At 42.5% G+C, this 25271-nt stretch carries 25 protein-coding genes; 16 read left to right on the forward strand and 9 right to left on the reverse strand.

From position 1 onward, the window contains the following. Position 1 precedes the first annotated feature (1 nt). Positions 2-589, reverse strand: a complete 588-nt coding sequence (locus tag PY092_RS05135) for a PASTA domain-containing protein (protein WP_275614779.1) — start codon at positions 587-589, stop codon at positions 2-4. 79 nt (positions 590-668) lie between these two features. Here PY092_RS05135 and PY092_RS05140 point away from each other — a divergent pair, with 79 nt between their 5' ends. The 5 genes from PY092_RS05140 (at position 669) to PY092_RS05160 (ending at position 6388) form a co-directional block, all read left to right on the forward strand. Further along, the gene (locus tag PY092_RS05140; RefSeq protein WP_275614780.1) at positions 669-1643 is read left to right on the forward strand and encodes a D-alanine--D-alanine ligase; all 975 of its coding nucleotides are present in this window, start codon (positions 669-671) and stop codon (positions 1641-1643) included. A gap of 33 nt (positions 1644-1676) precedes the next feature. Next, positions 1677-2132, forward strand: coding sequence for a pantetheine-phosphate adenylyltransferase (coaD, locus tag PY092_RS05145; RefSeq protein WP_275614781.1), 456 nt, complete (start codon positions 1677-1679; stop codon positions 2130-2132). Positions 2133-2319: 187 nt separating this feature from the next. After that, entirely contained in the window at positions 2320-4146 is a 1827-nt protein-coding gene (locus tag PY092_RS05150; protein ID WP_275614782.1) for a PAS domain-containing protein, read from the forward strand. Beyond that, positions 4133-4546, forward strand: coding sequence for a response regulator (locus PY092_RS05155; protein ID WP_275614783.1), 414 nt, complete (start codon positions 4133-4135; stop codon positions 4544-4546). The genes PY092_RS05150 and PY092_RS05155 overlap by 14 nt, the downstream gene beginning before the upstream one ends. A gap of 69 nt (positions 4547-4615) precedes the next feature. Then, on the forward strand, positions 4616-6388 hold the full coding sequence (locus tag PY092_RS05160; protein WP_275614784.1) for a M14 family metallopeptidase: 1773 nt from the start codon (positions 4616-4618) through the stop codon (positions 6386-6388). On the opposite strand, the gene PY092_RS05165 is transcribed toward PY092_RS05160, so the two are convergent. Then, positions 6381-6980, reverse strand: a complete 600-nt coding sequence (locus PY092_RS05165) for an NUDIX hydrolase (RefSeq protein ID WP_275614785.1) — start codon at positions 6978-6980, stop codon at positions 6381-6383. The genes PY092_RS05160 and PY092_RS05165 overlap by 8 nt on opposite strands. A 7-nt stretch (positions 6981-6987) precedes the next feature. Between PY092_RS05165 and pyrE the strand changes: the two genes are divergently transcribed. Both pyrE and PY092_RS05175 read left to right on the forward strand, forming a co-directional pair. Continuing rightward, a complete protein-coding gene (gene pyrE, locus PY092_RS05170) occupies positions 6988-7632 on the forward strand; it encodes an orotate phosphoribosyltransferase (protein ID WP_275614786.1) in 645 nt (214 codons plus the stop codon). A gap of 6 nt (positions 7633-7638) precedes the next feature. Further along, positions 7639-8037, forward strand: a complete 399-nt coding sequence (locus tag PY092_RS05175; RefSeq protein ID WP_275614787.1) for an SRPBCC family protein — start codon at positions 7639-7641, stop codon at positions 8035-8037. Here the strand turns inward: PY092_RS05175 and PY092_RS05180 are convergent. Next, positions 8031-8774 carry a biotin--[acetyl-CoA-carboxylase] ligase gene (locus PY092_RS05180; protein ID WP_275614788.1) on the reverse strand — a complete coding sequence of 248 codons (744 nt, stop codon included), beginning with the start codon at positions 8772-8774 and terminating at the stop codon, positions 8031-8033. The genes PY092_RS05175 and PY092_RS05180 overlap by 7 nt on opposite strands. Positions 8775-8856: 82 nt before the next feature. Between PY092_RS05180 and rsfS the strand changes: the two genes are divergently transcribed. The 6 genes from rsfS (at position 8857) to PY092_RS05210 (ending at position 13587) form a co-directional block, all read left to right on the forward strand. Then, positions 8857-9234 (forward strand): ribosome silencing factor, encoded by a 378-nt coding sequence (gene rsfS, locus PY092_RS05185; protein WP_100817468.1) that lies wholly within the window; start codon positions 8857-8859, stop codon positions 9232-9234. 6 nt (positions 9235-9240) lie between these two features. Next, positions 9241-11193: an ATP-dependent zinc metalloprotease FtsH gene (gene ftsH / locus PY092_RS05190; protein ID WP_275614789.1), complete on the forward strand. Its 1953-nt coding sequence runs from the start codon at positions 9241-9243 to the stop codon at positions 11191-11193. Positions 11194-11259: 66 nt separating this feature from the next. Continuing rightward, positions 11260-11868 (forward strand): LUD domain-containing protein, encoded by a 609-nt coding sequence (locus tag PY092_RS05195; RefSeq protein ID WP_275614790.1) that lies wholly within the window; start codon positions 11260-11262, stop codon positions 11866-11868. Positions 11869-11872: 4 nt separating this feature from the next. Beyond that, entirely contained in the window at positions 11873-12676 is an 804-nt protein-coding gene (locus tag PY092_RS05200) for a phosphatidate cytidylyltransferase (protein WP_275614791.1), read from the forward strand. Next, positions 12666-13331 (forward strand): phosphatidylserine decarboxylase family protein, encoded by a 666-nt coding sequence (locus PY092_RS05205; protein WP_275614792.1) that lies wholly within the window; start codon positions 12666-12668, stop codon positions 13329-13331. The genes PY092_RS05200 and PY092_RS05205 overlap by 11 nt, the downstream gene beginning before the upstream one ends. After that, on the forward strand, positions 13324-13587 hold the full coding sequence (locus PY092_RS05210; RefSeq protein WP_275614793.1) for an acyl-CoA-binding protein: 264 nt from the start codon (positions 13324-13326) through the stop codon (positions 13585-13587). The genes PY092_RS05205 and PY092_RS05210 overlap by 8 nt, the downstream gene beginning before the upstream one ends. Here the strand turns inward: PY092_RS05210 and PY092_RS05215 are convergent. The 5 genes from PY092_RS05215 to PY092_RS05235 all read right to left on the reverse strand — a co-directional run bounded on the left by PY092_RS05215 (position 13584) and on the right by PY092_RS05235 (position 20928). Further along, positions 13584-14852, reverse strand: coding sequence for a sterol desaturase family protein (locus PY092_RS05215; RefSeq protein WP_275614794.1), 1269 nt, complete (start codon positions 14850-14852; stop codon positions 13584-13586). The genes PY092_RS05210 and PY092_RS05215 overlap by 4 nt on opposite strands. A 52-nt stretch (positions 14853-14904) precedes the next feature. Next, the gene (locus PY092_RS05220; RefSeq protein WP_275614795.1) at positions 14905-15738 is read right to left on the reverse strand and encodes a sugar phosphate nucleotidyltransferase; all 834 of its coding nucleotides are present in this window, start codon (positions 15736-15738) and stop codon (positions 14905-14907) included. Positions 15739-15743: 5 nt separating this feature from the next. Then, positions 15744-16796: a GHMP family kinase ATP-binding protein gene (locus tag PY092_RS05225; protein ID WP_275614796.1), complete on the reverse strand. Its 1053-nt coding sequence runs from the start codon at positions 16794-16796 to the stop codon at positions 15744-15746. A gap of 13 nt (positions 16797-16809) precedes the next feature. Continuing rightward, entirely contained in the window at positions 16810-18198 is a 1389-nt protein-coding gene (locus PY092_RS05230; RefSeq protein WP_275614797.1) for a Gfo/Idh/MocA family protein, read from the reverse strand. Positions 18199-18303: 105 nt separating this feature from the next. After that, positions 18304-20928 (reverse strand): valine--tRNA ligase, encoded by a 2625-nt coding sequence (locus PY092_RS05235; protein WP_275614798.1) that lies wholly within the window; start codon positions 20926-20928, stop codon positions 18304-18306. Positions 20929-21125: 197 nt separating this feature from the next. Between PY092_RS05235 and PY092_RS05240 the strand changes: the two genes are divergently transcribed. Then, positions 21126-21512 carry a DUF1573 domain-containing protein gene (locus PY092_RS05240; protein WP_417958147.1) on the forward strand — a complete coding sequence of 129 codons (387 nt, stop codon included), beginning with the start codon at positions 21126-21128 and terminating at the stop codon, positions 21510-21512. A gap of 59 nt (positions 21513-21571) precedes the next feature. Here PY092_RS05240 and PY092_RS05245 read toward each other — a convergent pair whose 3' ends face one another. Further along, a complete protein-coding gene (locus tag PY092_RS05245; RefSeq protein ID WP_275614799.1) occupies positions 21572-22915 on the reverse strand; it encodes an aspartyl protease family protein in 1344 nt (447 codons plus the stop codon). 147 nt (positions 22916-23062) lie between these two features. Between PY092_RS05245 and PY092_RS05250 the strand changes: the two genes are divergently transcribed. Both PY092_RS05250 and murB read left to right on the forward strand, forming a co-directional pair. Further along, positions 23063-24256, forward strand: a complete 1194-nt coding sequence (locus PY092_RS05250; protein WP_275614800.1) for a pyridoxal phosphate-dependent aminotransferase — start codon at positions 23063-23065, stop codon at positions 24254-24256. Then, positions 24253-25269: a UDP-N-acetylmuramate dehydrogenase gene (gene murB, locus PY092_RS05255; RefSeq protein WP_275614801.1), complete on the forward strand. Its 1017-nt coding sequence runs from the start codon at positions 24253-24255 to the stop codon at positions 25267-25269. Before PY092_RS05250 ends, murB begins: the two co-directional genes overlap by 4 nt. The last annotated feature ends 2 nt before the right edge of the window (positions 25270-25271 follow it).

Below are 25271 nucleotides of genomic sequence, written 5' to 3' on the forward strand. Positions count from 1 at the left end.
CTTAGTTGGAATCTGCCTGTACCCGCGCACTTCCGGGGATGGTCCCGTTGCCACAGATAAGCTCGATCTTGGAGGTTTTTGGCAATCGGTCGCCGGGTTTTATGTATTTCCCTTTATGCTTCATATTATAGACCATGTCCTTGCCCAACTCATCCTTGTAAGTAACACGTTCCACATCCAATCCCACAGCTCTGAGCATAGATTCTGCATTGCGGCGAGTAACCTGAATGATATCCGGCACACTTACCTTTTTATAACCTGATGGGTTTACCGTGAAATAAATTTTACGATTGGACTTGACCTTATTGCCCGCAGGAGGATTTTGTTCCAATATGGAGAAACGTGGGTAGTCGGGATTATATTCTGATGAATCCAACACCTGATACCTCAACCCAGCTTCCTCAACTGCCGACCGCATTTCCGAAACCGACATTTTTGAAAAATCGGGCACCTCAACAAATTCACCATGGTTGGTCGTACTCTTTAGCCATTGCAGTGTAACGAAAACCAAAACCAACACGGCAACAGCAGCCAATCCAAGCTGGATCAAAAATGTCTTACTTTTTAAAAACTTGAAAAAATTTTTCATGCAGTTCACCTTATCGGAACAAATATAGGAAAGCCAACCCTTTTTTCTTTACTTTGGCTCTGCGATATTTTACAAGTCAATGAAAAAGAACATTGCCATCATCATGGGCGGCTACTCCAGCGAACACCATATTTCCATAAAAAGCGGGAACGTGGTTCACAAGTATTTAGATAGAAAAAAGTACAATGCCTATCGTATTGTCATCACAAAGGACAGATGGTTTTATTTGGATGAAGACAATCAGGAACATTCCGTGGACAAATCCGATTTCAGCATAACCATCGATACTGAAAAAATTCATTTTGATTGTGTTTTCAATGCCATACACGGCACTCCCGGAGAAGATGGATTGATGCAGGCCTATTTTGAACTTTTGGGCATTCCACAAACCTCCTGCAACCATTACGAAGCCGCATTGACCTTTAACAAACGAGACTTGCTGAGCACCTTGAAACCCTATGGCGTGCCTTGTGCCACCTCCTACTATTTGAACAAGGGCCAATCGGTGGATGAAGATGCCATTGTGGACAAAGTGGGCCTTCCGTGTTTTGTGAAGGCCAATAGAGCGGGCAGTAGCTATGGAGTTTCCAAAGTGCACAAAAAAGAGGATTTGGGCGACGCCATTGAAAACGCATTTTCCGAGGACAACCAAATCATCATAGAATCCTTTTTGGATGGAACCGAAGTTTCCGTTGGTGTGATCACGTTCAACAACGAAGTGACGGTACTTCCCGCCACTGAAATTATTTCGGAAAACGATTTTTTTGACTTTGAGGCGAAATACATGGGCAAATCACAGGAGATAACCCCGGCAAGAATCTCCGAAAAGCAGGAATCCAATGTGAGACAATCGGCCGAGTTCATTTACAGAACCCTGGGATTGAAAGGCTATACCCGTAGTGAATTTATTTTTATCGGCGATGTGCCCCATCTCCTCGAAATAAACACAACCCCGGGACTCACCGAAGAAAGTCTTTTGCCTCAACAAGCCAAAATCGCGGGAATTTCCCTCGAAGCGCTTTTTGATAGTGCCATTGTTGAAGCTTTGCGATAGAAACCGTATTTTTAAGAAACTTTATTCCACAACATGAGACGCGCATTGTTCCCCGGTTCTTTTGACCCACTCACTTTAGGACACTACGATATTATAAAAAGAGGGGTCACCCTGTTTGATGAATTGGTCATTGCCATAGGAATCAATGCGGACAAAAAATACATGTTCTCTTTGGAAGACCGGGTTAAGTTCATTGAAGAAGCCTTCAAGGACGAGCCCAAAATCAAAGTGACCACCTACAAAGGGATGACGGTTGATTTTTGTAAAAAGATAGATGCCAATTTTATTTTGAGAGGATTGCGCAATCCTGCGGATTTTGAGTTCGAAAAAGCCATTGCCCATACCAACAGAAAGCTCTCCGAAATTGAAACTGTATTTCTGTTGACCTCTTCTGGCAAATCCTATATCAGTTCTTCCATTGTTCGGGATGTTATTAGAAATGGTGGGGACTATACAGGTTTGGTACCAGAGACTGTTGTGGTCAAATAAAATACATTGGGCCAAAAACACAATGTAAGTAATTTCTCTGAAATTGATATTTGTCAAACATAGCATAAACCATTAGACGCAACACTAATAAGTGTTTTCACAACATTAAAGTTGGCAAATTACCTAATAACCATACTTTGGTCAGAAATTTCTTAGAGGTAGAACTTTTTAAATATTCCCCCAAGGTTTGAAAGCAGTTGAAAGAGTTGACCAATTTTATTTACTGAAGCAGTTGCCAAAAGCAACGGCACTTCTTTGCAAGGAAGGCAATCTATTGGATGCTTCTTGTTCTTGGCTGGAAATCTTCGGACTACCTCCCATCAACAAAAAACAAAAGACCCAAATTTTCAGTTTGCTCCCAGAGGTAGAAGATCTAATAGAAAAACTACAGGAAGCCAAATCGTTCAACCTACGGCATGAAATCTCCCTCAACAACGAGACCCGTCATTTAAAAAGTTATTTCGCCCCCTGGTTCGACGAAAAAGAGAATGTTATCGGAACCATTGTCCAAACCGATGACATTACTTCCGAAGTTGAAAAAGAAGAGGAACTCAACTGGTTGAAAAACATCATGGAAACCAAAATGGAGGTATCCAAAACAGGTTGGTGGGAATATGAAATAGACACCGAGAAGCTTACGTGGTGCAAGGAAACCAAAAGAATCCATCAAGTTCCCGACTGCTATGAGCCCACTGTAATCGAGGCGATAGAATTTTATAAGTCCGGATATAGCCAAAACAAAGTATCCATGCTGTTTCACAAGGCTATAACGGATTATCAATCCTACGACACCAAGGTTATGATAGTGACCTTCAATGGCGAGGAAAGATGGGTTCGCATAACCGGCAAACCTTTTATCAAGGAAGGTAAAGTGGCCAAGATCTTTGGAACCATCAAGGATATCCACAATCAAGTAATTGCCGAGCATAGGGTAAAAGAACACCAACAGTTGCTTACCACCTTGGTGGACAGCCTCCCTTTAAATGTTTATGTAAAGGATTTGGAATCCAGAAAGGTATTGGTAAACAAGGGTGAGTGCTCCTATTTACACAAAAAACCTGAAGAACTCATTGGCAAGACTGACTTTGACCTTTATGACCGGGAGATTGCTCAAATTTCCCGAGAAGAAGACATTCAGGTAATGAAACACCTTACCCCGATTATAGGTAAAGAGACCGTTAGCTGCCTCAATGGCAAAACAACCCATTTCCTAACATCAAAAATCCCATATTTTGATTTGGAAGGGAAAGTATGTGGAGTCATTGGTATGGGTTTGGACATCACTTCCATGAAAAAAAAGCAAGAGGAATTATGTGACTTGATTAAAATAACTTCGATGCAAAATCAAAAACTCATCAGTTTTGCACATATTGTATCACATAACCTAAGATCTCACTCCGCTAATTTTTCCATGCTTTTAGGATTCTTAAACTCCGAAAAAGACCAAGAGGAACGTAAGCGTATCATCAAAATGCTGACTCAGGCTTCGGACAACTTATTGGAAACCTTGGGAAACCTCAACCAAGTGTTGGATATCAACACCCAGGAATCCGAAACAAAAAAAACACTTAACCTCAAAAAGAGCATTACGGGCGTATTGCACAACCTTTCCGCATTTTTGGAAAACAATGATACCCAAATCATAAACAACGTAGCAGATGACATGGTAGTGAAATGCGTGCCGACTTACTTGGACAGCATTATTCTAAACCTTGTTTCCAATGCGGTCAAATATAAAAGTCCGGGCAGACCACCTATAATTACCATAAATGCCATCAAGTCCGACAAAGGTGTTTTGTTGAGCATTTCCGACAACGGATTGGGAATGGATTTGGACAGGTACGGGGACAAAATTTTTGGGATGTACAAGACATTCCACAACAGAGAAGATGCCAAAGGCTTTGGTCTTTATTTGATAAAGAACCAGATTGAAGCCATGGGCGGAAGTATAACAGTGCAGAGTGAAGTTGACAAAGGCACTACATTCAATGTGTATTTTAATGAAGAAAGTTAGTTGTATTTTTATTGTGGACGATGACCCGATTACAGTGTTTGGCATCAAAAAAATGTTGAAATCTGTCGCAGATTGCAAGGACATACAAATTTTTCAAAATGGCAAAGAGGCCTATGACGCCCTTATTGAAAGACAAAACTTGGGAAAACCTATTCCAGAAGTTATTTTTCTGGACATCAATATGCCCATCATGGATGGATGGGACTTCTTGGATGAAATGATCGAGCTGAACATTACCGAACATGTAGTGATCAATATGATCACATCTTCCATAGATCCGTTGGACTACAAAAAATGGGCGGATTTCAAAGACAGGTGTCCTTACATCCTTAACTTCAAGAACAAACCTATTTTTAAAATTGAGCCAAACGACCTTGGCTGTATCACTGCTGCTTCATAAATTAGAATAATCCGTATTTTTGGTACAGCCAAACAAGTGTTTTGTGAACCAAAATCCCCGATTATAGTGTTGAAGTACATATTTTTTTTCGCCGCCCTTTATCTTTTTGCATCCTGTGAATCTGAAACACAAGATGAGAAATCCTCTTACCCTACCCGTTACGAATCATCAGAAGGAATGGAAACGGCAACCTATCAACAGACCATTGATTACTTCATTACCCTTGCCCGTGAATTTCCAGAGATAAACATTCACACCATTGGCAAAACCGATAGTGGCCTACCGTTGCACACCGTTACCTTTAATCCCGATGGGGACTTTAACTATGAAAATATCCGCAAGGAAAAATCGATCATCCTTATAAACAATGGCATCCATCCAGGTGAGAGCGATGGAATAGATGCCACCATGATGCTTTACAGGGATTTGGCCACCGGCAAACTGGAAATGCCAAAGAACACGGTATTGGTCACCATTCCCATTTACAACGTAGGCGGCTCCTTGAATAGGAATTCCACAACTCGGGCCAATCAAAATGGCCCCGCCGAATATGGATTCAGGGGAAATGCCCGCAATTACGACTTGAATCGGGATTTCATCAAAATGGACACCCAAAATGCTAAGACGTTTGCACAGATATTCCATATGGTAAAACCCGATGTGTTCATAGACAACCATGTGAGCAACGGGGCGGATTATCAATACGTACTGACCCATCTTTTTACCCAACACAATAAATTGGGAGGCGAAATGGGCGAATATCTGCATGATACATTAATGCCAAGCCTTGAGAATTCATTGATTGAAAAAGAATGGGACATCACTCCTTATGTCAATGTGTTCAATAGGCCTCCAGAACAGGGGTTCAGCCAATTCATGGATTACCCCCGGTACTCCACAGGATACACTACACTCTGGAGCACCTTGGGCCTAATGGTGGAAACACACATGCTAAAACCTTACAAACAGCGGGTTGAAGGCACGTATGACCTTATGCAGAGCCTTATCGAGGTGGTAGAAACAGAACACGACAACATAAAATCGCTTCGTAAGAGAACCTTGGAAAACAACTTGGATCTAAGCGAGTATTACTTTAACTGGCAGGTGGACACTACACAAAGCTCAATTCTAAATTTTAAAGGTTTTGAAGCAGAACATCCGACAAGTGAGGTTACCGGTCTACCAAGATTGAAATACAACAGGGACAAGCCTTTTACCAAAGAAACCGTTTACAACGATTATTTTTATCCGGCTGATACCGTAGAGGTGCCTGATGCCTATATCATCAAAAAAAGTTGGAAAAAAGTAATAGAGCGATTGGATGTCAATAAAATTCAATATTCCCCTATCAAAGAAGACACCACACTTTTAGTAGAAGTATACAAAATAGCAACTTACGATACACGAAACGCTCCCTACGAAGGTCATTACCTCCACTCAAACACCCAAGTCACAAAAAGCAACAAGCAGGTCCATTTTAGAGAGGGGGATTTATTGGTTCCTACGCGCCAACCAGGAATTAGATATCTTATGGAAACCTTGGAACCACAAGGGGCCGATTCCTTCTTCAACTGGAACTTTTTTGATACCGTATTGCAGCGTAAAGAAGGCTTCTCCCCTTACGTTTTTGAAGATGTTGCACTGGAAATGTTGCAAAGTGATTCACTGTTGTTACAGGAATTCGAAGCCAAAAAAGAAGCTGAACTCAATTTTGTCAACAACTGGTATGCACAGCTCAATTGGATTTTTGAACGCTCAGAGCATTTTGAAGAGGCCTATCTTACCTACCCGATTTATCGCATTGCGAAAGGCAGTGACGCTTCGGGGTTATTGCCTAATTAAAGGGCCAATCCTCGAACAGAACCTTAATGTTGTGGTAAGAATTTTTTAACGCCTTTTTCGTCTTTCTGGCACCTTTCCACTTCACTTTTTTGATGCCTTCGGATTTTTCCGCCACCAATTTCCCTTTGTAATCGGTGGTCATGATAAACCAATGCGTTTGCTTCAATCGGTATTCACCGTTTCTTTTAAAAATGTGAAAAGTGGTATGGAGAAATCGTTCTATTTTAAGGTTTTTCACACCCGTTTCCTCCTCTACTTCACGAATTGCGGCATTTTCTATGGATTCGCCTTTGTCCACCTTTCCTTTGGGCAAATCCCATTTTCCATTTCTGAAAATGAACAGGACCTTCCCTTTTTTATTGACCACAAATCCACCGCCAGCAACCACTACGGGAATCTTGTGCATGAAAAGTTTCAGGATTTTTTCATCATCGGGATGATACAGGTAGGCCTTTTTCAGCTTCTTTTTCGACAAAAGCTTGATAGCCTCAACAATGGAATCACCATCCAAAGAAAACAAATTACCATTGGAATCCTGGGGGCGCTCGTTTGTTAAAATCAGTGGAGCCTCATTAACAAAAACTTCATACATTTGCGCAATGGTTTTAGATAAGCAAATCGCAAAAAAAACAGCCGAGCTGTTATTACAAATTAATGCAATTAAGTTGGAACCTGAAAATCCTTTTACTTGGGCTTCGGGTTGGAAATCGCCTATTTATTGCGATAATAGGATCATGCTCTCTTACCCCCAAGTACGAAATTTTGTCAGGGAAGAAATTGCCAAACAGGTCGAGAACCTCTATGGTAAGCCCGATGTAATTGCAGGGGTGGCCACCGGCGCCATCGGAATCGGTATTCTGGTCGCCGAAGCACTGGGACTCCCCTTTGTTTATGTAAGGCCAAAACCAAAAGAGCATGGAAGACAAAACCAGATTGAAGGCTATTTTGAAGCTGGACAGAGCGTAGTGGTCATCGAAGACCTCATCAGTACGGGCAACAGCAGTTTGAATGCCGTGCAGGCCTTGAAAGAACAAAATGCCGATATTAAGGGGATGATCGCCATTTTTACCTACGGCTTTCCCGTATCCACAGAAAATTTCGAGAAAGAAGGAGTGGAACTCCATACACTGTCCGATTACGAAAACCTGATCGAACAAGCCTCGGAGACCAATTACATCCAACAAAATCAATTACAGACCCTATTGGAGTGGAGATCCAATCCACAAGAATGGAAGAAACAATAGTTTACCATGCACATTGAAACCCCAAAAAAACAAGTAGCTAAAAGCGACAAAGAAGTATTTGAGTTCTTAACGGACATCAAAAACTTTGAAACACTAATGCCTGACAACATTGACAAATTTGAAGTATTGGACGAAAACACCTTTAAGTTTGCATTGAAAGGCATGCCTGAAATTGTACTCCGATTGAAAGAACAAAACCCACATGACAAAGTGGTTTTGGGCGCCGCCAGTGACAAACTCCCCTTTACATTGACTGCGGACATAAACACGCTGGGAGAAAACGAAAGCGAAGTTGCATTGAGTTTTGAAGGAGAGTTCAATGCCATGATGGCCATGATGATCAAAGCACCGATTACCAACTTTATGGGAACGCTGTCCAACAACATGGACAAAATAGGTCAGTAAAGCAAGCTTACCTCTTTTAGGTCAAATTCTTTAAATATCCTATCTTCCAGTTCGAGCACCAGTTTGCCCGACGGCGATACTTTACGGATATAGCCCATGAACAATCCACCTTTGTCATTGGTAAAAGTGGAAGGCTTGTCCTTTCTGAAAAGTAGTTTCTCGTAGGAAGGCAACAATTGTGTAACGGTTTTTACCTCAATGCCATCCAAGTGGAACCTCATACGCTCCAGTAAGCTATGGAGCAGTTCATCCAAATTAAAATTTCGTCCTGTAATTCGTTTTAAAGAGGAAGCCTTGTCCAAATTCGCAAAATCAGTCTGGTTCACATTAAGGCCAATTCCGATAATGGACTGCCCCACCCTATTACCTTTGAGCACATTTTCAATCAAAATGCCACAAACTTTCTTGGAACCTGACATAATGTCGTTGGGCCATTTTACCGCCACATCCGGCACCAAAAGTTCATTCAACACATCACAAACTGCTATGGAAACGGCAATGTTCAATACAAATTGATGCTTGACACTCAACGCATCAAACCTTCGCAACATACTAAATGTAAGGTTCTTACCGCCTTCCGATTGCCAAACCATTCCCATTTGCCCCCTTCCTTTTAATTGTCTTTCAGCAACAACAACAGTATAGTCAGATGGATTTTCGGAACGCAACAAATCCTTCAAATATGAATTTGTGGAATCCGTGGCATCAAGTTTGAGTAATTGAAAATGTTTTCCCAATGTGACAAGCCTTTACGATTTGTTAAAAACTAGGGCTAAGAAAACAAAAAAAACATAACTTTGTAAAAACTAAACTTTTTGAATGCAGAAAACGAAAGCTAGCGCAGATGAATTGATTGCCTTGATCCTGGAAGGAATAGAAGACGTTAAAGGAGTTGATATAAATCTACTGGACCTTAGGGAAATCGAAAATACAGTTTGCGACTATTTTATCATCTGCAACGGTACTTCCAACACACATGTAAACGCAATTGTATCCTCTATCCAAAAAAAGGTAAGCAAGGCCATACACGACAAGCCATGGCATGTCGAAGGCTCCGAGAACGCCGAATGGGTACTGATGGATTATGTGAACGTTGTGGTGCATGTATTTCAAAAACACATTAGGGAATTTTATGACATTGAAGGACTTTGGGGAGATGCCAAGGTCACTATGGTGGAAAGTAGTTACAATTCTTAAGAAAAAATGGCAAAAGAAAACAACCCAAATAATAATACTCCGAAGAAGCCACGTTTTAGCTCGTGGTGGATTTATGGTGTGGTCATCGCTTTGATCATCGGCTTCCAATTTTTTGGTGGAAGCAGTTTTTCCAGCACTGAAAAAACCACAACCTCCGAATTACAGGAATTTTTGCGCAATGGTGACATCTCCAAAATCGTCATCATTACCAATACGCGCCAAGCCAAGGTATATCTTACCGAGGAAGCCCTGAACAAGGACGTCCACAAAGGAGTGGCCGAAAAACCTTTGTTCCCATCCACTGGTCTAGTACCGCAATATGTGCTGGATTACGGGGATTTGCAGATTTTCCAGAATGAGATAACGGAAATCAAGAAAGAGAACAACCTAGACACCATTGTCGAGTTTGACACGGAATCCAACGTCCTCGGCGAAATATTCCTTACCCTGTTGCCATTTGCCCTCATAATAGGTATTTGGATCTACCTGATGCGTAGAATGTCAGGCGGTGCAGGAGGCGGTGCAGGCGGACAGATTTTCAACATTGGAAAATCCAAGGCCAAATTGTTTGACGAAAAGACCGATACCCGTACATCTTTTAAAGATGTTGCAGGTTTGGAAGGAGCCAAAGAAGAAGTTCAGGAGATTGTAGAGTTCTTGAAAAACCCGGACAAATACACCTCTCTCGGAGGTAAAATACCCAAGGGAGCCCTTTTGGTAGGCCCTCCAGGTACAGGTAAGACCCTCTTGGCAAAAGCAGTAGCGGGCGAGGCAAAAGTACCTTTCTTCTCCCTCTCAGGTTCCGACTTTGTTGAAATGTTCGTGGGTGTGGGAGCATCAAGGGTCCGTGATTTGTTCAAACAAGCGAAGGACAAATCCCCAGCTATCATATTCATCGATGAAATCGACGCCATTGGACGTGCAAGGGGCAAAAATAACTTTACAGGCTCCAATGATGAGCGTGAAAACACATTGAACCAGCTATTGACGGAAATGGATGGTTTCGGCACCAATACCAACGTAATCGTATTGGCTGCCACCAACCGTGCAGATGTACTGGACAAGGCATTGATGCGTGCAGGACGTTTTGACCGCCAAATCTATGTTGACCTTCCCGACCTTAACGAAAGAAAGCAAATATTCGAAGTACACCTTCGTCCCATAAAAACCGCGGAAACATTGGACTTGGACTTTTTGGCCAAGCAAACCCCTGGTTTCTCTGGAGCCGATATTGCCAATGTCTGTAACGAAGCCGCATTGATCGCTGCACGTAAAGAGAAGAAAGCAGTGACCAAACAAGATTTCTTGGATGCCGTGGACAGAATCGTTGGGGGATTGGAAAAGAAAAACAAAATCATCACACCAGATGAAAAGAAGACCATCGCTTTCCACGAAGCGGGACACGCAACCGTAAGCTGGATGTTGGAGCATGCCGCACCACTGGTTAAAGTGACCATTGTACCAAGGGGACAATCCCTGGGAGCTGCATGGTATTTACCAGAGGAGCGTTTAATCGTCCGTCCGGAACAAATGTTGGATGAAATGTGCGCCACTATGGGAGGTAGAGCAGCAGAAAAGGTAATTTTCGGTAAGATTTCCACTGGAGCATTGAGCGATTTGGAAAAAGTAACCAAACAAGCTCGTGCCATGGTCACCATATACGGACTTAATGATGAATTGGGTAATATTACCTACTACGATTCCTCAGGACAGAACGAGTATGGGTTTACTAAACCATACAGTGAAGAGACTGCCCAGAAAATCGATCAGGAAATATCCAAAATGATTGAAAAGCAATACGAAAGGGCCATTAAACTTTTGGAAGAAAACAAGGACAAGCTTACCGAACTTGCCGAAAGACTTTTGGACAAAGAAGTTATCTTTAAAGACGATTTGGAGAAGATTTTTGGCCAAAGACCTTTCGAAAAAGAAGAGGAGAAGCTAGAGCCTGCCGAATAAAATCATTTAGCAAAGTCCAATCAAAAGAATTGTATTGATTCAGTAGAAAAGAACGCGATACCATAAATGGGAGTTTTTAAAAAACTTTTCGGAGGAGGAAAAAAGGTTTCCAAGGAAACCGCGGAAACCCGTGGTGACCACATGCCCGATTTAAAAATTCCCGTAGATGAGAAATTTACCATCTACTTCAAAAAAAATGGTGGCAAGTTTATCTACTGTGAAGATTTTGCAGAGGTTTCCGAAGCACTCAAAAACATTATTTCGGAAAATGATTGGCAAAACCATCTTTTCTATTCCATGGACCCAAGGTTGGAAACCCGTTTTGCTTCTGAGAAAATTGACTTTACCAATAACCGCGACGAAAGCGAAATTTTCTTTACCACCTGTGAGCACCTTGTTGCACACAACGGTTCCATTTTGGTCTGCTCCAATCAAATCAAGGAAAAGAAGTTGAACGAACTACCTTCCAACTTGGTGGTTTTCGCCACTACGAGTCAGCTAGTGGATTCCATAAGCGAAGCACTCAAAATCATTAAAGAACGCTATCAAAAAGATATTCCCAACAACATTACCACACTAAAGCACTTTCAACAAACGGCCGAAAACAAGGATGACTTCCTTTCCTACGGAAGTGCCTCAAAAAATGTATATCTTTTACTCCTAGAAGATTTCTAAATACATGAGAGAAATTTTAAGACGCTCCATAACAGGGGTGATTTATGTATTACTACTCCTAGGCGCTGTATTTTTAAGTTCGGATGCTTTCGATTTCCTGTTCATGGCATTTGGACTGGCATGTTTGTATGAGTTCAAAAGAATCGTAAGGCTCAAAGGCTATTACATCTTTGTGGCCTATTTGGCATTGTGGTGGATTTTTATTTACCTGACCAACGACACTATAGTGGTAAATCTACTGATGCTGTTGACCATAACGGTGGACATCGCATTGCTCATGTTCCTGTTTTCCAAAAAACCCGGGAATTTTACAAGCTTTCAGAAATTTTTCATTGGACTCTTTTATATTGGGGGGGGATGCATTTTCTTGACCATGATTCCCTACAAAATCGATGAATTCGCCCAGTTTTTGATTATGGGCATATTTATTTTGATATGGGTCAATGATACGTTTGCCTACTTGGTGGGAAGAACTTTGGGACGCACGAAACTATTTCCTGCAGTTTCACCAAAAAAAACCATTGAAGGTTCCGTAGGAGGTCTTATTTTTGCATTGATAGCCGCCTATTTTTTATCGTGGTACGAAACAAGGCTCACGGTAACGGAGTGGATGGCAATGGCCTGTTTAATAGTGGTTGCAGGGAGTTTGGGCGATTTATTGGAATCAAAATTCAAGCGTATGGCAGGAGTTAAGGATAGCGGAGCTATCTTGCCTGGACATGGCGGAATTTGGGACCGATTGGATAGTTTGGTTTTTGCTGCGCCTTTTGCTTATTTGATTTTAACTATATTCTCCTATGTTTCATAAAGAGGGGCAAAAAATTATCATTACCACTTTTTTTATTGTGGTAGCAGCCGTTTTGGCCGCACAGTACTTGATTGATATCGAATGGATTCGGTTTGCGGTTCAAATTGCCGCTTTATTGCTTTTGATAGCCATATTGCAGTTTTTCAGGAATCCAAAGCGATTGGTCACACCCAATTTTGATGAAATATTGGCTCCCGTTGATGGCAAAGTAGTGGTCATTGAGGAAGTTGACGAGCCCGAATACTTCAAGGAGAAAAGAAAGCAGGTATCCATATTCATGTCACCTACCAATGTACACGTGACCCGATACCCTGCCAGCGGCACGGTAACCTATTCCAAATACCATCCAGGAAAATATCTGGTGGCCTGGCACCCAAAATCCAGTACCGAGAATGAACGCACCACGATAATCCTGCACACCCCAAAATTTGGGGAAATCGGTTACCGGCAAATAGCTGGGGCCATGGCACGTAGAATCGTAAACTATGCCGAAGAAGGCGAACAAGTAACCCAAGGGGAGGATGCTGGTTTTATAAAATTTGGATCGCGTGTGGATCTATTGTTGCCGCTTGACTGTGACATCACTGTAAAACTCAATCAAAAAGTAGTTGGGGCACGCACTTGCATTGCTTCCGTAAGACCGTTGGATGATTAACGAAGAATTACATAAAAGGTTCAATGATGCCGTTAACTTTGTTAACGATTACACGGATCCCCTACCCGCAGACCTTCTGTTAAAGTTGTACGCCTATTTTAAGATTGCCAACAAAAACTTTGACAATCCTGGCAGTAGGACACCACTCATCAATGCATTCAAGGCAAATGCCCTTTTTCAAGCCAAAAGAATAAGCGTGGAGGAAGCCATGGAAAAATATGTGGAATTGGTGGAAAAAGAACTTAAATCGCTCTAAGAAACCAAATCCGGGGTCGCGAATGACTTCTCAAAATACGTAAAGTAGATAGCCCCGAAAATCGTTACCAAAAAATATAGGGCCACTAGATAGCTTCCTATCGAAAAGTATGTATTGATTCCAAACCAATCATTGGTAAAATAAATCAGTGCCAATCCACCCACTCCTCGAACCACTTCAATCCAAACTGCATAGCTCTTGCGGTCCATAAGAGTGGTGTAGCCATAAATACCCACAAAAATAAAAGCACCGAAGAGTAAAAGTCCATCAAATCCAATGTTCGAATAATTGTAGAACATAAAGAGCATTAAAACCGTAGTGGCAATCAATTGGAACAGTGCATAGCCCTTTAACGAATTGGAGGCCTCAGGCTGGTACTTTCTAAAATTGTAGACATTCTCTATGATGGCAACAGGATATTTTTCCTTCACATCCTTGGGCCGCCAACCCGTTGGCATAAACCAAATCCGTAATTTGTCCCAATAACTTTTGGTACGCCATGCATCTTGAGTCAATCGCCATAAATGCTGAAAATTGATGATTATGGGGTTCCAGGTATTGGCAGGTTTCAATACACCGTATTGTGGGGGCACCTCTTCCAACTCCTCCTGAAAAGTTCCAAACATTCTGTCCCAAACACAGAATATCTGTCCAAGGTTTTTATCAATGTACTCCGGGTTAATGGCATGGTGGACCCGATGCTGAGAAGGGGTCACTATCACGTACTCCAAAAAGCCCATTTTTCCAATATGCTGGGTATGGTACCAAAATTGGGCAAACAAATGGATGGGCGCCAATATCGCTATCACTTGATTGGGAACCCCCAACAGGGCGGCTGGAATCAGCAAAAGTGCGTAATATCCCAATAAGTTGGAAATAGGCTGGCGAAGTGCACATGCCAAATTGAATTCTTCACTGCTATGATGAATCACGTGCTGGTTCCAAAAAAAATTAATGTGATGGCTCAACCTGTGGTTCCAATAGCCAGCAAAATCCAAAGCTATAAAGGCCACTACCCAAACCAACCACGTAGCTTTGATTTCCAATAACGCCAAATGCTCCAATAAAAAGGGATAGCTTACCAGAATAAGTACCAATCCCAACGAATCCTTGACCACATTGGTCAAACCGGAGCTAAGACTGCTCACGGTATCCATGAGGTTGTGTTTCTGATCTTTCACAAATCGGCCGTAAAGAACCTCAATCAATACCAAGCCAATAAAAAATGGTGTGGCATATAATAATGCCGTTGCATACGATTCCATTTCAAAAATTTAAAGTTTGCTCGATGCAAGTATGGGATTACATGCCTTTAAGTTACTCTAAATTTTTAAATAATTGAATATCATTTGCATCCGTTAAATCGGGAATGTGCTCGGAGCGGGGTATACAAAGGACGCTTTGGGATTCCTCGCCAACCAAAACAGCTACGGCCTTGGGCAACTCCTTTTCATCGCGTACAGGGTCAATGGGACAGTTTTTTAAATAGGGATAGATTTCTTTGCCCGAAAAACTAAAAATGTTCATACTTACCCGCAGTTCCCCAGACTCATCCCTATACTTTGGAACATCCTCCACATTGGGTTTTTCTATGATTTGCTGTAAAAAACCATCCGAAGAAATATCCATCACGGCAAACTTGGCAATGCGCTCCTCGGTGTAATCAAAACCTGAACTGCCGTAACTGATCAAAGCATGGGGAGCTTTTCTATCTTCCCTTAAATCTTTCAAAGCACCAACGGAATAAAGATTATCCCCATTGCAAACCGTAAACGTGGTCTGCTTCAATTCAGGGTATTGGTCCAAACATTGCTGAAGGGCATCGGCAGTGCCCAATGGTTTTGTTCTTCCCGCTGGCACGGATTGTACGGCCAAAAAAACCTCCAGTCCCTTCGGAAGACCGCCTTGCTCTTTCAAATTTTGAAAGGCTCCATTCTCTGGGCTTGTAATCAAATACAGTTTGGTATATCCCGCTTCCACTGCATTCTGGACCAAATAGTACAAGAAAGGCCTGCTATTTTCCCCTACAGGAATCAAACTTTTGTGGGGAATGTTGTCCATGATCCCTTTTTGGTCCTCCCTAGCTTTTAAACTACGCTTCATTCGTGATGATGCGCCACCTACCATAATAATCAAACTCGTATTCTCCATTGTAATCAACTTATTAATTCCACTGAGTAGACTGCCTTGGCGCCCTTGTCCAAAAATGCCTGTTTCACGTTATTCTCCATATCCTCCGTTATCATGGCCACCATACAGCCACCACCTCCAGAACCGATGATTTTTGCTCCTAAAGCGCCAGCATCACGGGCAGCATCCATCATCCCCACCATTTCCAAAGGTGTATTTTTGATTTCATTTTGGAGAATGATTTGGTGCTGGTTCATTAAATCCCCCAAAAGTTGGATGTTCGGATTTGGATTCAACAATTCTTTTTTTGCTTCCAATGTGATGTGATAGTTATAAATAGTGGCGTACCAATATCCTTGAAGCTCCTTGGGCACTAGATTGACATATTTTTGATAATCCTCCAAGACGGCATGCTCCAAATCAAATTCCGGATAAACGTTTTTAACAGCAGCCACAGCCTTTTGTGCATACACCCTAGCATTTTTCAATACTTCCAAGGTTTTTTTGGGCACGCCGGACTCCGCCACCAGCAACTTTCCCAAATTGGCACTGAGGCGGGTAGTTTCTCCACTCTGGGTATCAATATAGATCAATCCCTTTTGTGCAATGGTATACTGATCCATTAAACCTCCAGGCTGATCAAAGAACAACACTTCTGCCTCATAGGCCCATCTCCCAATTTGATGATCACTGATTTCTTCGGATTTTCCTTGTGCTGCGATCAAAAAACGAATCCAAGCCACCACTAACGCAGAGGAACTGGAAAGCCCAGCATTCACAGGGATGTTTCCTGAAATCTCTATATAGTAACCTTGATCAAACTGAAAACCTTGCCTTTTTAATACAGCCATTACCGATCTAAAGTAATCATCGGCTTGAATCCGGATCAAATCATCATCCAGTGCAATGGAGGTTTCCACTTCGAGGTCCAACAACTTTAAAAGGTATGCATTATCGGTATTGGGACTTGCTTTTATATTGATGTATCGGTCAATGGTTCCCGCGATAACGGGCAGTTCCAAATAATCCTGATGGTCGCCGTAAAAACAGATTCGGGCGGGTACTTTTATTTCAATCATTGGTCCGGTCTACTTAGCTTACAATTTGCAACGGTTCGGTATCCTTCCAATTGCCTCGGGTAAAATCGGGAAAAGGTTGTGGTGCACCGCCACTGGCCACGGAACGTTCACTCAATGGGGAAACAGCGCTCCACAAACATCCTTCATAAACATTTTGGTCCAACGGCAAGCCTTTTTGCAGGCATTCCACAATGCGGTACACCATGATTCCGTCCATACCTCCATGTCCACTGCCTTTAGCTGCTTCATTCAGTCGTTTATAGAGGGGATGATCATATTTTTCGTACAATTTTTCGAGCTGTTCTCCTTGCACCCAAGAGTGGTGGTTCTTGGTAATGCCCAAAACACCCCCCTCCAAAGCAACCCGCGTAGGAAATCCAGCCAGTGTGCCTTTGGTTCCTTGTACCAAATTCAATCGGGAATAGGGTCGTGGGCTTGTTTCATCCCATTGTACCATTATGGTCTTGCCCATGGTGGTTTTAATAATCGATGTATTCAAATCCCCACCTTTAAAATCGAGTTGGTTCCATTTATGATCCGCAGGATAATTTTTCTCGGCATATAACGCCCTCCCTCTTGCTGGTGTGGAAAAAGAAACCAAGCTACCAAAAGTATCCTCCCGTCTTGCCAATTTCATGTATTGGGCCACGGGTCCCAAACCATGGGTGGGGTACAGGTTTCCGTTACGGTTGGCATAGTGGTATGTCCGCCAAGAGCCCGTACCTCGCTCCTGCTCTTCCATTTGCCAGCGCAATTCGTGGATATAGGCTGCTTCACCATGCAAGATTTCCCCAATCACACCTTGTCGGCACATATTGAGAAACATCAATTCATCTCGACTGTAGTTGACATTTTCCAACATCATGCAATGCTTTTGGGTGCGCTCACTGGCATCCACAATATCCCACATATCCTGAATGGTGGTGGCCATGGGCACCTCGACAAACGCATGCGCCCCATGCTCCATGGCACCAATGGCCATCGGTGCATGATTGGCCCAGTTGGTGGCAATGAACACCACATCGGGCCTTACTTCCTTTAGCATGGTCCGCCATTTATCTTCGTCTCCCCAATATTGGGCGATGTTTTTATGTCGATTATCCCCCGTGGCATCCTTTACCCATTGGGTCTTTTCTTTTACCAAATCCTCATAAAGATCACAGATGGCAACCACTTCGGTCCCTTCCAAAGCGGCGAAGAACTTGGCATGGGTTCCTCCCCTGGCACCTACTCCCACGAATGCAGCACGAACCTTTTCCAATTTGGGAGCCGAATATCCGCCCATATAAGTCGAAGAAAAAGGTCTTTCAGAATTGGCTTTTAAATAGGTTGGGGCTATGGAAACTGCAGCTGCGGTCAACGAAGTTTTTTGGATAAAACTTCTTCTATCGAGGTTTTTCATTGGTTTTAAAGTCAATTGGTTATTATGCCTTCCAAAGTATGAAAAATAAAAAGAAAAGGGAAGCGCACTTCCCTTTTCAAAATCAACATACCATGTATTTCTTGGTTATTGCAAACTCGCCAAACTCTTTTCCAAAGTTTCGATTTTTGCCTCGGCATCGGCGGCTTTTTTACGCTCCATAGCCACTACTTTTTCCGGTGCATTGTTCACAAAACGTTCATTGCTCAACTTCTTTTCCACAGATTTTAAAAATCCTTTGGTATAATTGAGTTCTTCTGTAATCTTGGCAATTTCAGCTTCAACATCAATAGCACCACTTATCGGAATAAAGTATTCGTTACTTTTTACCCTGAAAGTAAGGGCTCCGTCCAAACTGGCACCGACCGACTCCATCTTTGAGAGGTTTCCTAATTTCAGGATAATGGCATCCATCTGCGTTCCCATCCCTTCGGCATTCAGCATAAAGAGTTCCAATGCATCCTTTTGAGGGATGTTTTTTTCCTTTCTGATGGTCCGTATTCCCGAAATCACTTCAGAGGCAAATTCAAAATCCGCTATCAAGGCTGAATTCACTTCTTTGGCTTCTGGCCACTTGGCCACAATCAAGGCATCCTCTGGTGTCCGCTCGGCGATATGCTGCCAGACTTCTTCCGTTAAGAACGGCATGAATGGATGCAACAATTTCAAGTTTTCTTCAAAAAGACCCAATACCTCATCATACGTTTTTTGGTCGATGGGCTTTTGATACTCAGGTTTCACAATTTCCAACAACCAAGAGCAGAAATCGTCCCATACCAATTTATATGTGGCCATTAAAGCATCGGAAATACGGTATTTGGAGAAATGGTCTTCTATTTCCACCAAAGTTTGATTGAACTTGGCCTTGTACCACTCAATTCCCTTTTGTGCCGCTTCAGGCTGCGGGATATCTGCCACTTCCCATCCTTTTACCAAACGGAAGGCGTTCCATATTTTATTGGCAAAATTTGCTCCTTGCTGGCAAAGTGCCTCATCGAACATGATATCATTTCCAGCCGATGAGCTCAACAATAGTCCAACGCGTACACCATCTGCCCCAAAATCCTCAATGAGTTTAAGAGCATCGGGGGAATTACCCAATTGTTTGGACATCTTTCTACGTTGTTTATCCCTGACAAGCCCCGTAAAATAGACATTTTCAAAAGGTCGTTTTCCCCTGTATTCATACCCTGCCATAATCATTCTGGCCACCCAAAAGAATATGATATCAGGGGCCGTTACCAAATCATTGGTAGGGTAATAGTAATTTACTTCTTCATTGTCAGGGTCCAAGATTCCCCCAAACACACTGATGGGCCATAACCAAGAAGAAAACCAAGTATCCAGTACATCACGGTCTTGTAGCAAGTCGGTTGCTTCTATGTTCGGTTTTATGGCTCTTGCCAGTTTCAATGCTTCTTCTGGAGATTCGGCAACCACAAAATCCTCCTTGCCGTCGCCATAATAATATGCGGGAATTTGATGACCCCACCACAATTGACGTGAAATATTCCAATCACGAATGCCTTCCATCCAATGGCGATAAGTATTTTCAAACTTTTTCGGGAAAAATTTGATGTCGTTTGTAGTAAATACGCTTTCCAGGGCAGGTTTGGCCAGATTTTCCATTTTTAGGAACCATTGGTCCGAAAGTCTTGGCTCGATTACTGCTTTGGTCCTTTCCGATGTGCCTACTTTATTGATATGCTGTTCGGTTTTTACCAAATACCCCTTCTCTTCCAACTCCTTGGAAATTTCTTTCCGAACCACAAAACGGTCCTTTCCTTCGTAATGAAGTCCGAATGAATTCAGGGTAGCGTCCTCATTAAAAATATCAACCACTTCAAGGTTATGCTTATCCCCAAGATTTTTATCGTTCTCGTCGTGCGCAGGTGTAACCTTAAGGCATCCCGTACCAAATTCCATATCCACATATTCATCCTCAATAATGGGGATCACCCTATCGCAAATGGGCACTATGGCCTTTTTGCCACGCAAATGACGGTATCTTTCATCATTTGGGTTGATGCAAATCGCGGTATCGCCCAAAATAGTCTCTGGACGAGTGGTGGCAATGGTCACTTTTTCTTCAGAATCTTCAATGGCGTAGGACAAATAGTATAGATTACCCTGTCTTTCTTCATAGATCACTTCCTCATCAGAGAGAGTGGTCTTGGCCTCAGGGTCCCAGTTAACCATTCGGTATCCCCTGTAAATCAGTCCTTTTTTGTATAGATCAACAAAAACCTTGATCACGGAGGCCGACATGTCCTCGTCCATGGTGAACTTGGTGCGGTCCCAATCACAGGACGCCCCCAATTTTTTCAACTGTTGAAGGATTACGCCTCCATATTCATCGGTCCAATCCCAAGCATGTTTCAAAAATTCTTCACGGGATAATTTTGACTTGTCGATGCCATCGGCCTTTAGCTTAGCAACCACTTTGGCCTCAGTGGCTATGGATGCATGGTCCATTCCCGGGACCCAACAGGCATTCTTCCCCAATAGTCTCGCTCTACGGACAAGAACATCTTGTAGGGTATTATTGAGCATGTGCCCCATATGGAGCACTCCAGTAACATTTGGGGGAGGTATTACTATGGTGTACGGCTCCCTTTCATCTGGTTTGGAGCTAAAATAATCGTGCTCGGACCAGTAGGCATACCAATGTTCTTCAACCCTTTTTGGGTCATATTTTGATGGGATTTCCATTTTTCGGTACAGTTTTTGTTTAATTGAACTGTGATTGGATTTTTGAAGGGGAAGCCAAATGTTAATTTTTCGCTATTCTTCGGATTAGAGCCAATCCAGAAATACGAAACAAAAATAAGTAACGTTATTCTATAACAAAAGAATTTTGGATGCAGGTATCAAAACATCTACATTTGAAATTTACCCAAAAACCAAAAATGATGAAAAAAACTGTACTCATGCTGTTTGTAGGGCTTTTATCCTTAGGGGTATACGCTCAGGAAACTGCTAAAATCGAATTTAAGAGCGAGACCATTGATTACGGAGAAATCGAAAGAGGAAGTGATGGTATTCGTGTTTTTGAGTTTACCAACACTGGTAATGCCCCTTTGGTCATCAGCAATGTAAGATCGAGCTGTGGGTGTACTATCCCCAAAAAACCGGAAGAACCGATTATGCCTGGAAAAACAGGTAAAATCGAAGTAAAATATGACACCAACAGAGTTGGCCCGATCAGAAAGGCCATCACTGTGACCTCCAATGCGGATACTCCGACGAAAGTCCTTAAAATCAAAGGTACCGTTAAGAATCCAGGAGCGAAGTAAGTAAAAAGAAAATTATATTTTAAAGCCCTAAAACCAGTTGGTTTTGGGGCTTTTACTTTTTAGTCATCGTCAAACATCTTTTTCAGGACAAAGGTAAACAGTAGGTCCCTGTTGTATCGTTCAATCAGTACCTTTATCCGTTTTCCTTCCCGTTCGTTCAACATTTTAAGGATTTCTTGGAGTTTGTATCGGTGCACTCGTTTTCCGTTTACTGCGAGAATCACATCCCCCTCACGGAGACCCGCTTCTGCCGCAGGGCTTCCTGCACGGATACCAGATACCACAATTTCGGGCACAAGACTCAGCCTTGTTTTGTTTTCCAATAGGATTTGGACATTCCCAAAGGCATCCTGTTCATCGCTTTTAACCACACCATTCCCATTGGCAATACTTTCTGCAATGTACCTAAGTCCATTGTGCTGTAAATCTATCCCTGCCAAATTGTATTGAAAGGGCTCTTTAAAGTTCCCGTTCTTTTTTAAAGTGATCAAGCCCCGAGAATAATCGAAAACCATATTAAAGCGTTTCAACAACTCTCCCCCAACACTTCCGTTACGATCACTCAGGCTGTCCAGGCCCTTAAAAGATTCACGGTAGGGAAAAGCCACTTTAGCTTCATTCAATTCAAAATCCCCTATCCGAATCCCATTGATCTTGCTGCGTTTTCCAAAAATATCCCCACTGAGGCCATGCCCCAAAAGATCTTCGTAATTTTTTTCCGGTACCTCAAGTCCTTTGGTGGGCTGATGAAACAACCACAAGGCATCACTACTCCCGGTATCAACCAATAATTTGACCGGGACATTTGCAGTATCCTTCATTAAGACGGTGGCTTGCATATACGCCTTCCGCCCTTCGACCATTAAGGGAATGGTCTGTGTTTTTCGTCTATCCCTGTATGTATATCGTTCTGGGTTGTGCAGTATTATTCTTTTTGAAGCATAATTCACTTCAACAATAAAATCCCTAAACAAATCATATCCCATGATTCCATGAACGGGAATACCCAAAGAGGTGGAAAAGTTTATATCCCTGTCCAAGACCACATAAAGGTCTTGGGAAAAATTCTTGGCGTCCCCGAGTTCAAATATGTTTCCTTTGGAACTCAATGCCTTCATAGGCTCTCCGCCCCCTAGACCTTGCACCGTCACTTCGGTTACATTGTTGATGGAAATGGAATCCGACTTGGACAAATTGAAAAGGATAGGCTTACTGACCCCGGAATCCAAAATAAAAGTCAATTCCGTACCATTGATCTCCACCGGAATAATAATAAGGTTGTTGATCAACTCAAACCTAATCTTCTGGTGTTTTTCACCTTTTGGCAGTTTGTACCCTTGTGCCATAACCATAAGCGGCACAATTAAAAGAAGTGCAAAAAAGATGACATTTTTCCTCAACATACCAAATTTCAGCTAGTCATACTTATTAAATATACAAATTAAGCTGTATACCAGATAGTATTTTAACATTTCGACAACCGCATAATTATTCAATAAAGTTGTTGTTTTCAATAATTGGTTTTCTCATTTTTGCCAAAACTTTAGTACATGCCAAGTATCTCCAAGAAAGGGACACTAATGCCCGCATCGCCCATCCGTAAATTGGTGCCCTACGCAGAGGATGCCAAAAAACGGGGAACCCAGGTAATACACCTTAATATTGGACAGCCCGATATAAAGACACCTAAAGTGGCTTTGGATGCTGTTCGCAACCACAATATCGAAGTACTTGAGTACAGCATGACCCAGGGCTCAGAGATGTATCGTCAAAAAATTGCCGCTTACTACGCCAAACAGGACATTTTGGTTGATGCGGAAGATATTATCGTGACCACAGGGGGATCGGAAGCACTGTCTTTTACCATGGGAACCATAATGGACAATGGGGATGAGATCATAATTCCAGAGCCATTTTACGCCAACTACAATGGTTTTGCCACTGCAGCGGGAGTAAACGTAAAACCCATAGCATCCTCCATTGACAATAATTTTGCGCTCCCTCCCATTTCCAAGTTCGAGGAACTCATTACCCCAAAAACCAAGGCTATTCTAATTTGCAACCCTGGAAATCCCACGGGATACCTGTACAGCAAAGAAGAGATTCATCAATTGGCGGATTTGGTCAAAAAACACGATCTTTTTCTTGTTGCCGACGAAGTGTATAGGGAATTTACCTATGATGGAAGGGAACACTACTCCATTCTTCAGGTTGATGGACTCGAAGAACATGCCATTGTAGTTGACTCCGTTTCCAAAAGATACAGCATGTGCGGCGCTCGAATCGGTTGTTTGATCTCCAAGAACAAACAAGTGATCAATACTGCCATGAAATTTGCCCAGGCCCGATTGTCCCCTCCGACCTTTGCCCAGATTGCAAGCGAAGCTGCTTTGGAAACACCTCAGGAGTATTTTGACAATGTAATCGAGGAATATGTTGCCCGAAGGAATCTCCTTATAACAGAGCTGAACAAGTTGGAAGGCGTAAAAGTAGCCACCCCGCAAGGTGCCTTTTACTGTGTCGTCGAACTTCCCGTTGAAGATGCGGACCACTTTGCACAATGGTTACTGGAAAGTTTTGAAGTTGATGAAAAAACCGTAATGGTAGCCCCAGCAGCAGGTTTTTACGCTACGCCTGGATTGGGAAAAAATCAAATAAGAATTGCCTATGTGCTCGAAAAAGAGCAACTTGTAAAGGCCGTCCAAATTTTGGGCAAGGCCTTAACCAAGTACAACGCCCAGTGAACATTCAGGAAAACATATCCTTAAAAAGCCACAATACCTTTGGTATTGATGTAAAGGCAAGGTTTTTTGTTGAGATTACCGGATTGGTCCAACTCCAAAAAGCACTGGAACTCAAGGCATATCCCAAAAAGTTCATCATCAGCGGAGGAAGCAATATGCTACTTACCCAAGATATTGATGCGCTGGTAATGCACATCCAACTGAAAGGCATTACCGTTGTCGAGGAAGATGAGGATAACGTTGAAGTCAAGGTAATGGCCGGCGAGAATTGGCACGAACTGGTCATGTGGAGTTTGAAACATGGTTATGGTGGTCTGGAAAATCTTTCTTTGATTCCCGGTAATGTGGGTACGGCCCCCATCCAAAACATTGGCGCCTACGGTGTGGAACTCAAAGATGTTTTTGTGAGCTGCGCCGCCATGGATGTGAAAACAGGGGAACTGGAAGGTTTTGACAACGAAGCCTGCGAGTTTGGCTATAGGGATTCCATTTTCAAAAACAAGGCCAAAGGGAAATACATTATTACATCAGTGGTCTTAAAGCTGACCAAAAAAAATCATGTGCTCCATACAGGCTACGGTTCCATTGAAAATGAACTGAAGAACAGAGGAATCGTTCATCCGACCATTCAGGATATTTCAGATGCTGTAATCGCCATTCGAAAAAGTAAATTGCCCGACCCCAAGGAAATTGGAAACAGTGGCAGTTTTTTCAAAAACCCGATCATTTCCAAAAAGGCCTTTGACAAGTTCATCAAAAAAAATCCCAATGCCCCTTCTTATGAGATGGATGAGAATCACTATAAAATCCCAGCTGGTTGGCTCATAGAGCAATGTGGTTTTAAAGGAAAGCGTTTCGGAGATGCCGGTGTACACGAGAAACAGGCCTTGGTTTTGGTAAATCACGGGAATGCATCGGGTAAGGAAATTTTGGAATTGGCCCAAAAAATTCAGGAAGAGGTACAAAAAACCTTCAAAATAAAGATTCAACCAGAGGTGAACATAATAAAATAACC

Source organism: Flagellimonas yonaguniensis (genome assembly GCF_029193885.1).
Taxonomy (GTDB): domain Bacteria; phylum Bacteroidota; class Bacteroidia; order Flavobacteriales; family Flavobacteriaceae; genus Flagellimonas; species Flagellimonas yonaguniensis.

Bases quoted from the DNA above. Each gene is read 5' to 3' on its own strand.
- rsfS (WP_100817468.1), top strand. From the start codon at position 8,857: ATGCAGAAAACGAAAGCTAGCGCAGATGAATTGATTGCCTTGATCCTG.
- PY092_RS05135 (WP_275614779.1), bottom strand. From the start codon at position 589: ATGAAAAATTTTTTCAAGTTTTTAAAAAGTAAGACATTTTTGATCCAG.
- PY092_RS05205 (WP_275614792.1), top strand. From the start codon at position 12,666: ATGTTTCATAAAGAGGGGCAAAAAATTATCATTACCACTTTTTTTATT.
- PY092_RS05140 (WP_275614780.1), top strand. From the start codon at position 669: ATGAAAAAGAACATTGCCATCATCATGGGCGGCTACTCCAGCGAACAC.
- PY092_RS05195 (WP_275614790.1), top strand. From the start codon at position 11,260: ATGGGAGTTTTTAAAAAACTTTTCGGAGGAGGAAAAAAGGTTTCCAAG.
- ftsH (WP_275614789.1), top strand. From the start codon at position 9,241: ATGGCAAAAGAAAACAACCCAAATAATAATACTCCGAAGAAGCCACGT.
- coaD (WP_275614781.1), top strand. From the start codon at position 1,677: ATGAGACGCGCATTGTTCCCCGGTTCTTTTGACCCACTCACTTTAGGA.
- PY092_RS05250 (WP_275614800.1), top strand. From the start codon at position 23,063: ATGCCAAGTATCTCCAAGAAAGGGACACTAATGCCCGCATCGCCCATC.
- PY092_RS05225 (WP_275614796.1), bottom strand. From the start codon at position 16,796: ATGATTGAAATAAAAGTACCCGCCCGAATCTGTTTTTACGGCGACCAT.
- PY092_RS05235 (WP_275614798.1), bottom strand. From the start codon at position 20,928: ATGGAAATCCCATCAAAATATGACCCAAAAAGGGTTGAAGAACATTGG.
- pyrE (WP_275614786.1), top strand. From the start codon at position 6,988: ATGGTTTTAGATAAGCAAATCGCAAAAAAAACAGCCGAGCTGTTATTA.
- PY092_RS05220 (WP_275614795.1), bottom strand. From the start codon at position 15,738: ATGGAGAATACGAGTTTGATTATTATGGTAGGTGGCGCATCATCACGA.
- PY092_RS05240 (WP_417958147.1), top strand. From the start codon at position 21,126: ATGATGAAAAAAACTGTACTCATGCTGTTTGTAGGGCTTTTATCCTTA.
- PY092_RS05165 (WP_275614785.1), bottom strand. From the start codon at position 6,980: ATGTATGAAGTTTTTGTTAATGAGGCTCCACTGATTTTAACAAACGAG.
- PY092_RS05175 (WP_275614787.1), top strand. From the start codon at position 7,639: ATGCACATTGAAACCCCAAAAAAACAAGTAGCTAAAAGCGACAAAGAA.
- PY092_RS05215 (WP_275614794.1), bottom strand. From the start codon at position 14,852: ATGGAATCGTATGCAACGGCATTATTATATGCCACACCATTTTTTATT.
- PY092_RS05210 (WP_275614793.1), top strand. From the start codon at position 13,324: ATGATTAACGAAGAATTACATAAAAGGTTCAATGATGCCGTTAACTTT.
- PY092_RS05155 (WP_275614783.1), top strand. From the start codon at position 4,133: ATGAAGAAAGTTAGTTGTATTTTTATTGTGGACGATGACCCGATTACA.
- PY092_RS05245 (WP_275614799.1), bottom strand. From the start codon at position 22,915: ATGTTGAGGAAAAATGTCATCTTTTTTGCACTTCTTTTAATTGTGCCG.
- PY092_RS05200 (WP_275614791.1), top strand. From the start codon at position 11,873: ATGAGAGAAATTTTAAGACGCTCCATAACAGGGGTGATTTATGTATTA.
- PY092_RS05230 (WP_275614797.1), bottom strand. From the start codon at position 18,198: ATGAAAAACCTCGATAGAAGAAGTTTTATCCAAAAAACTTCGTTGACC.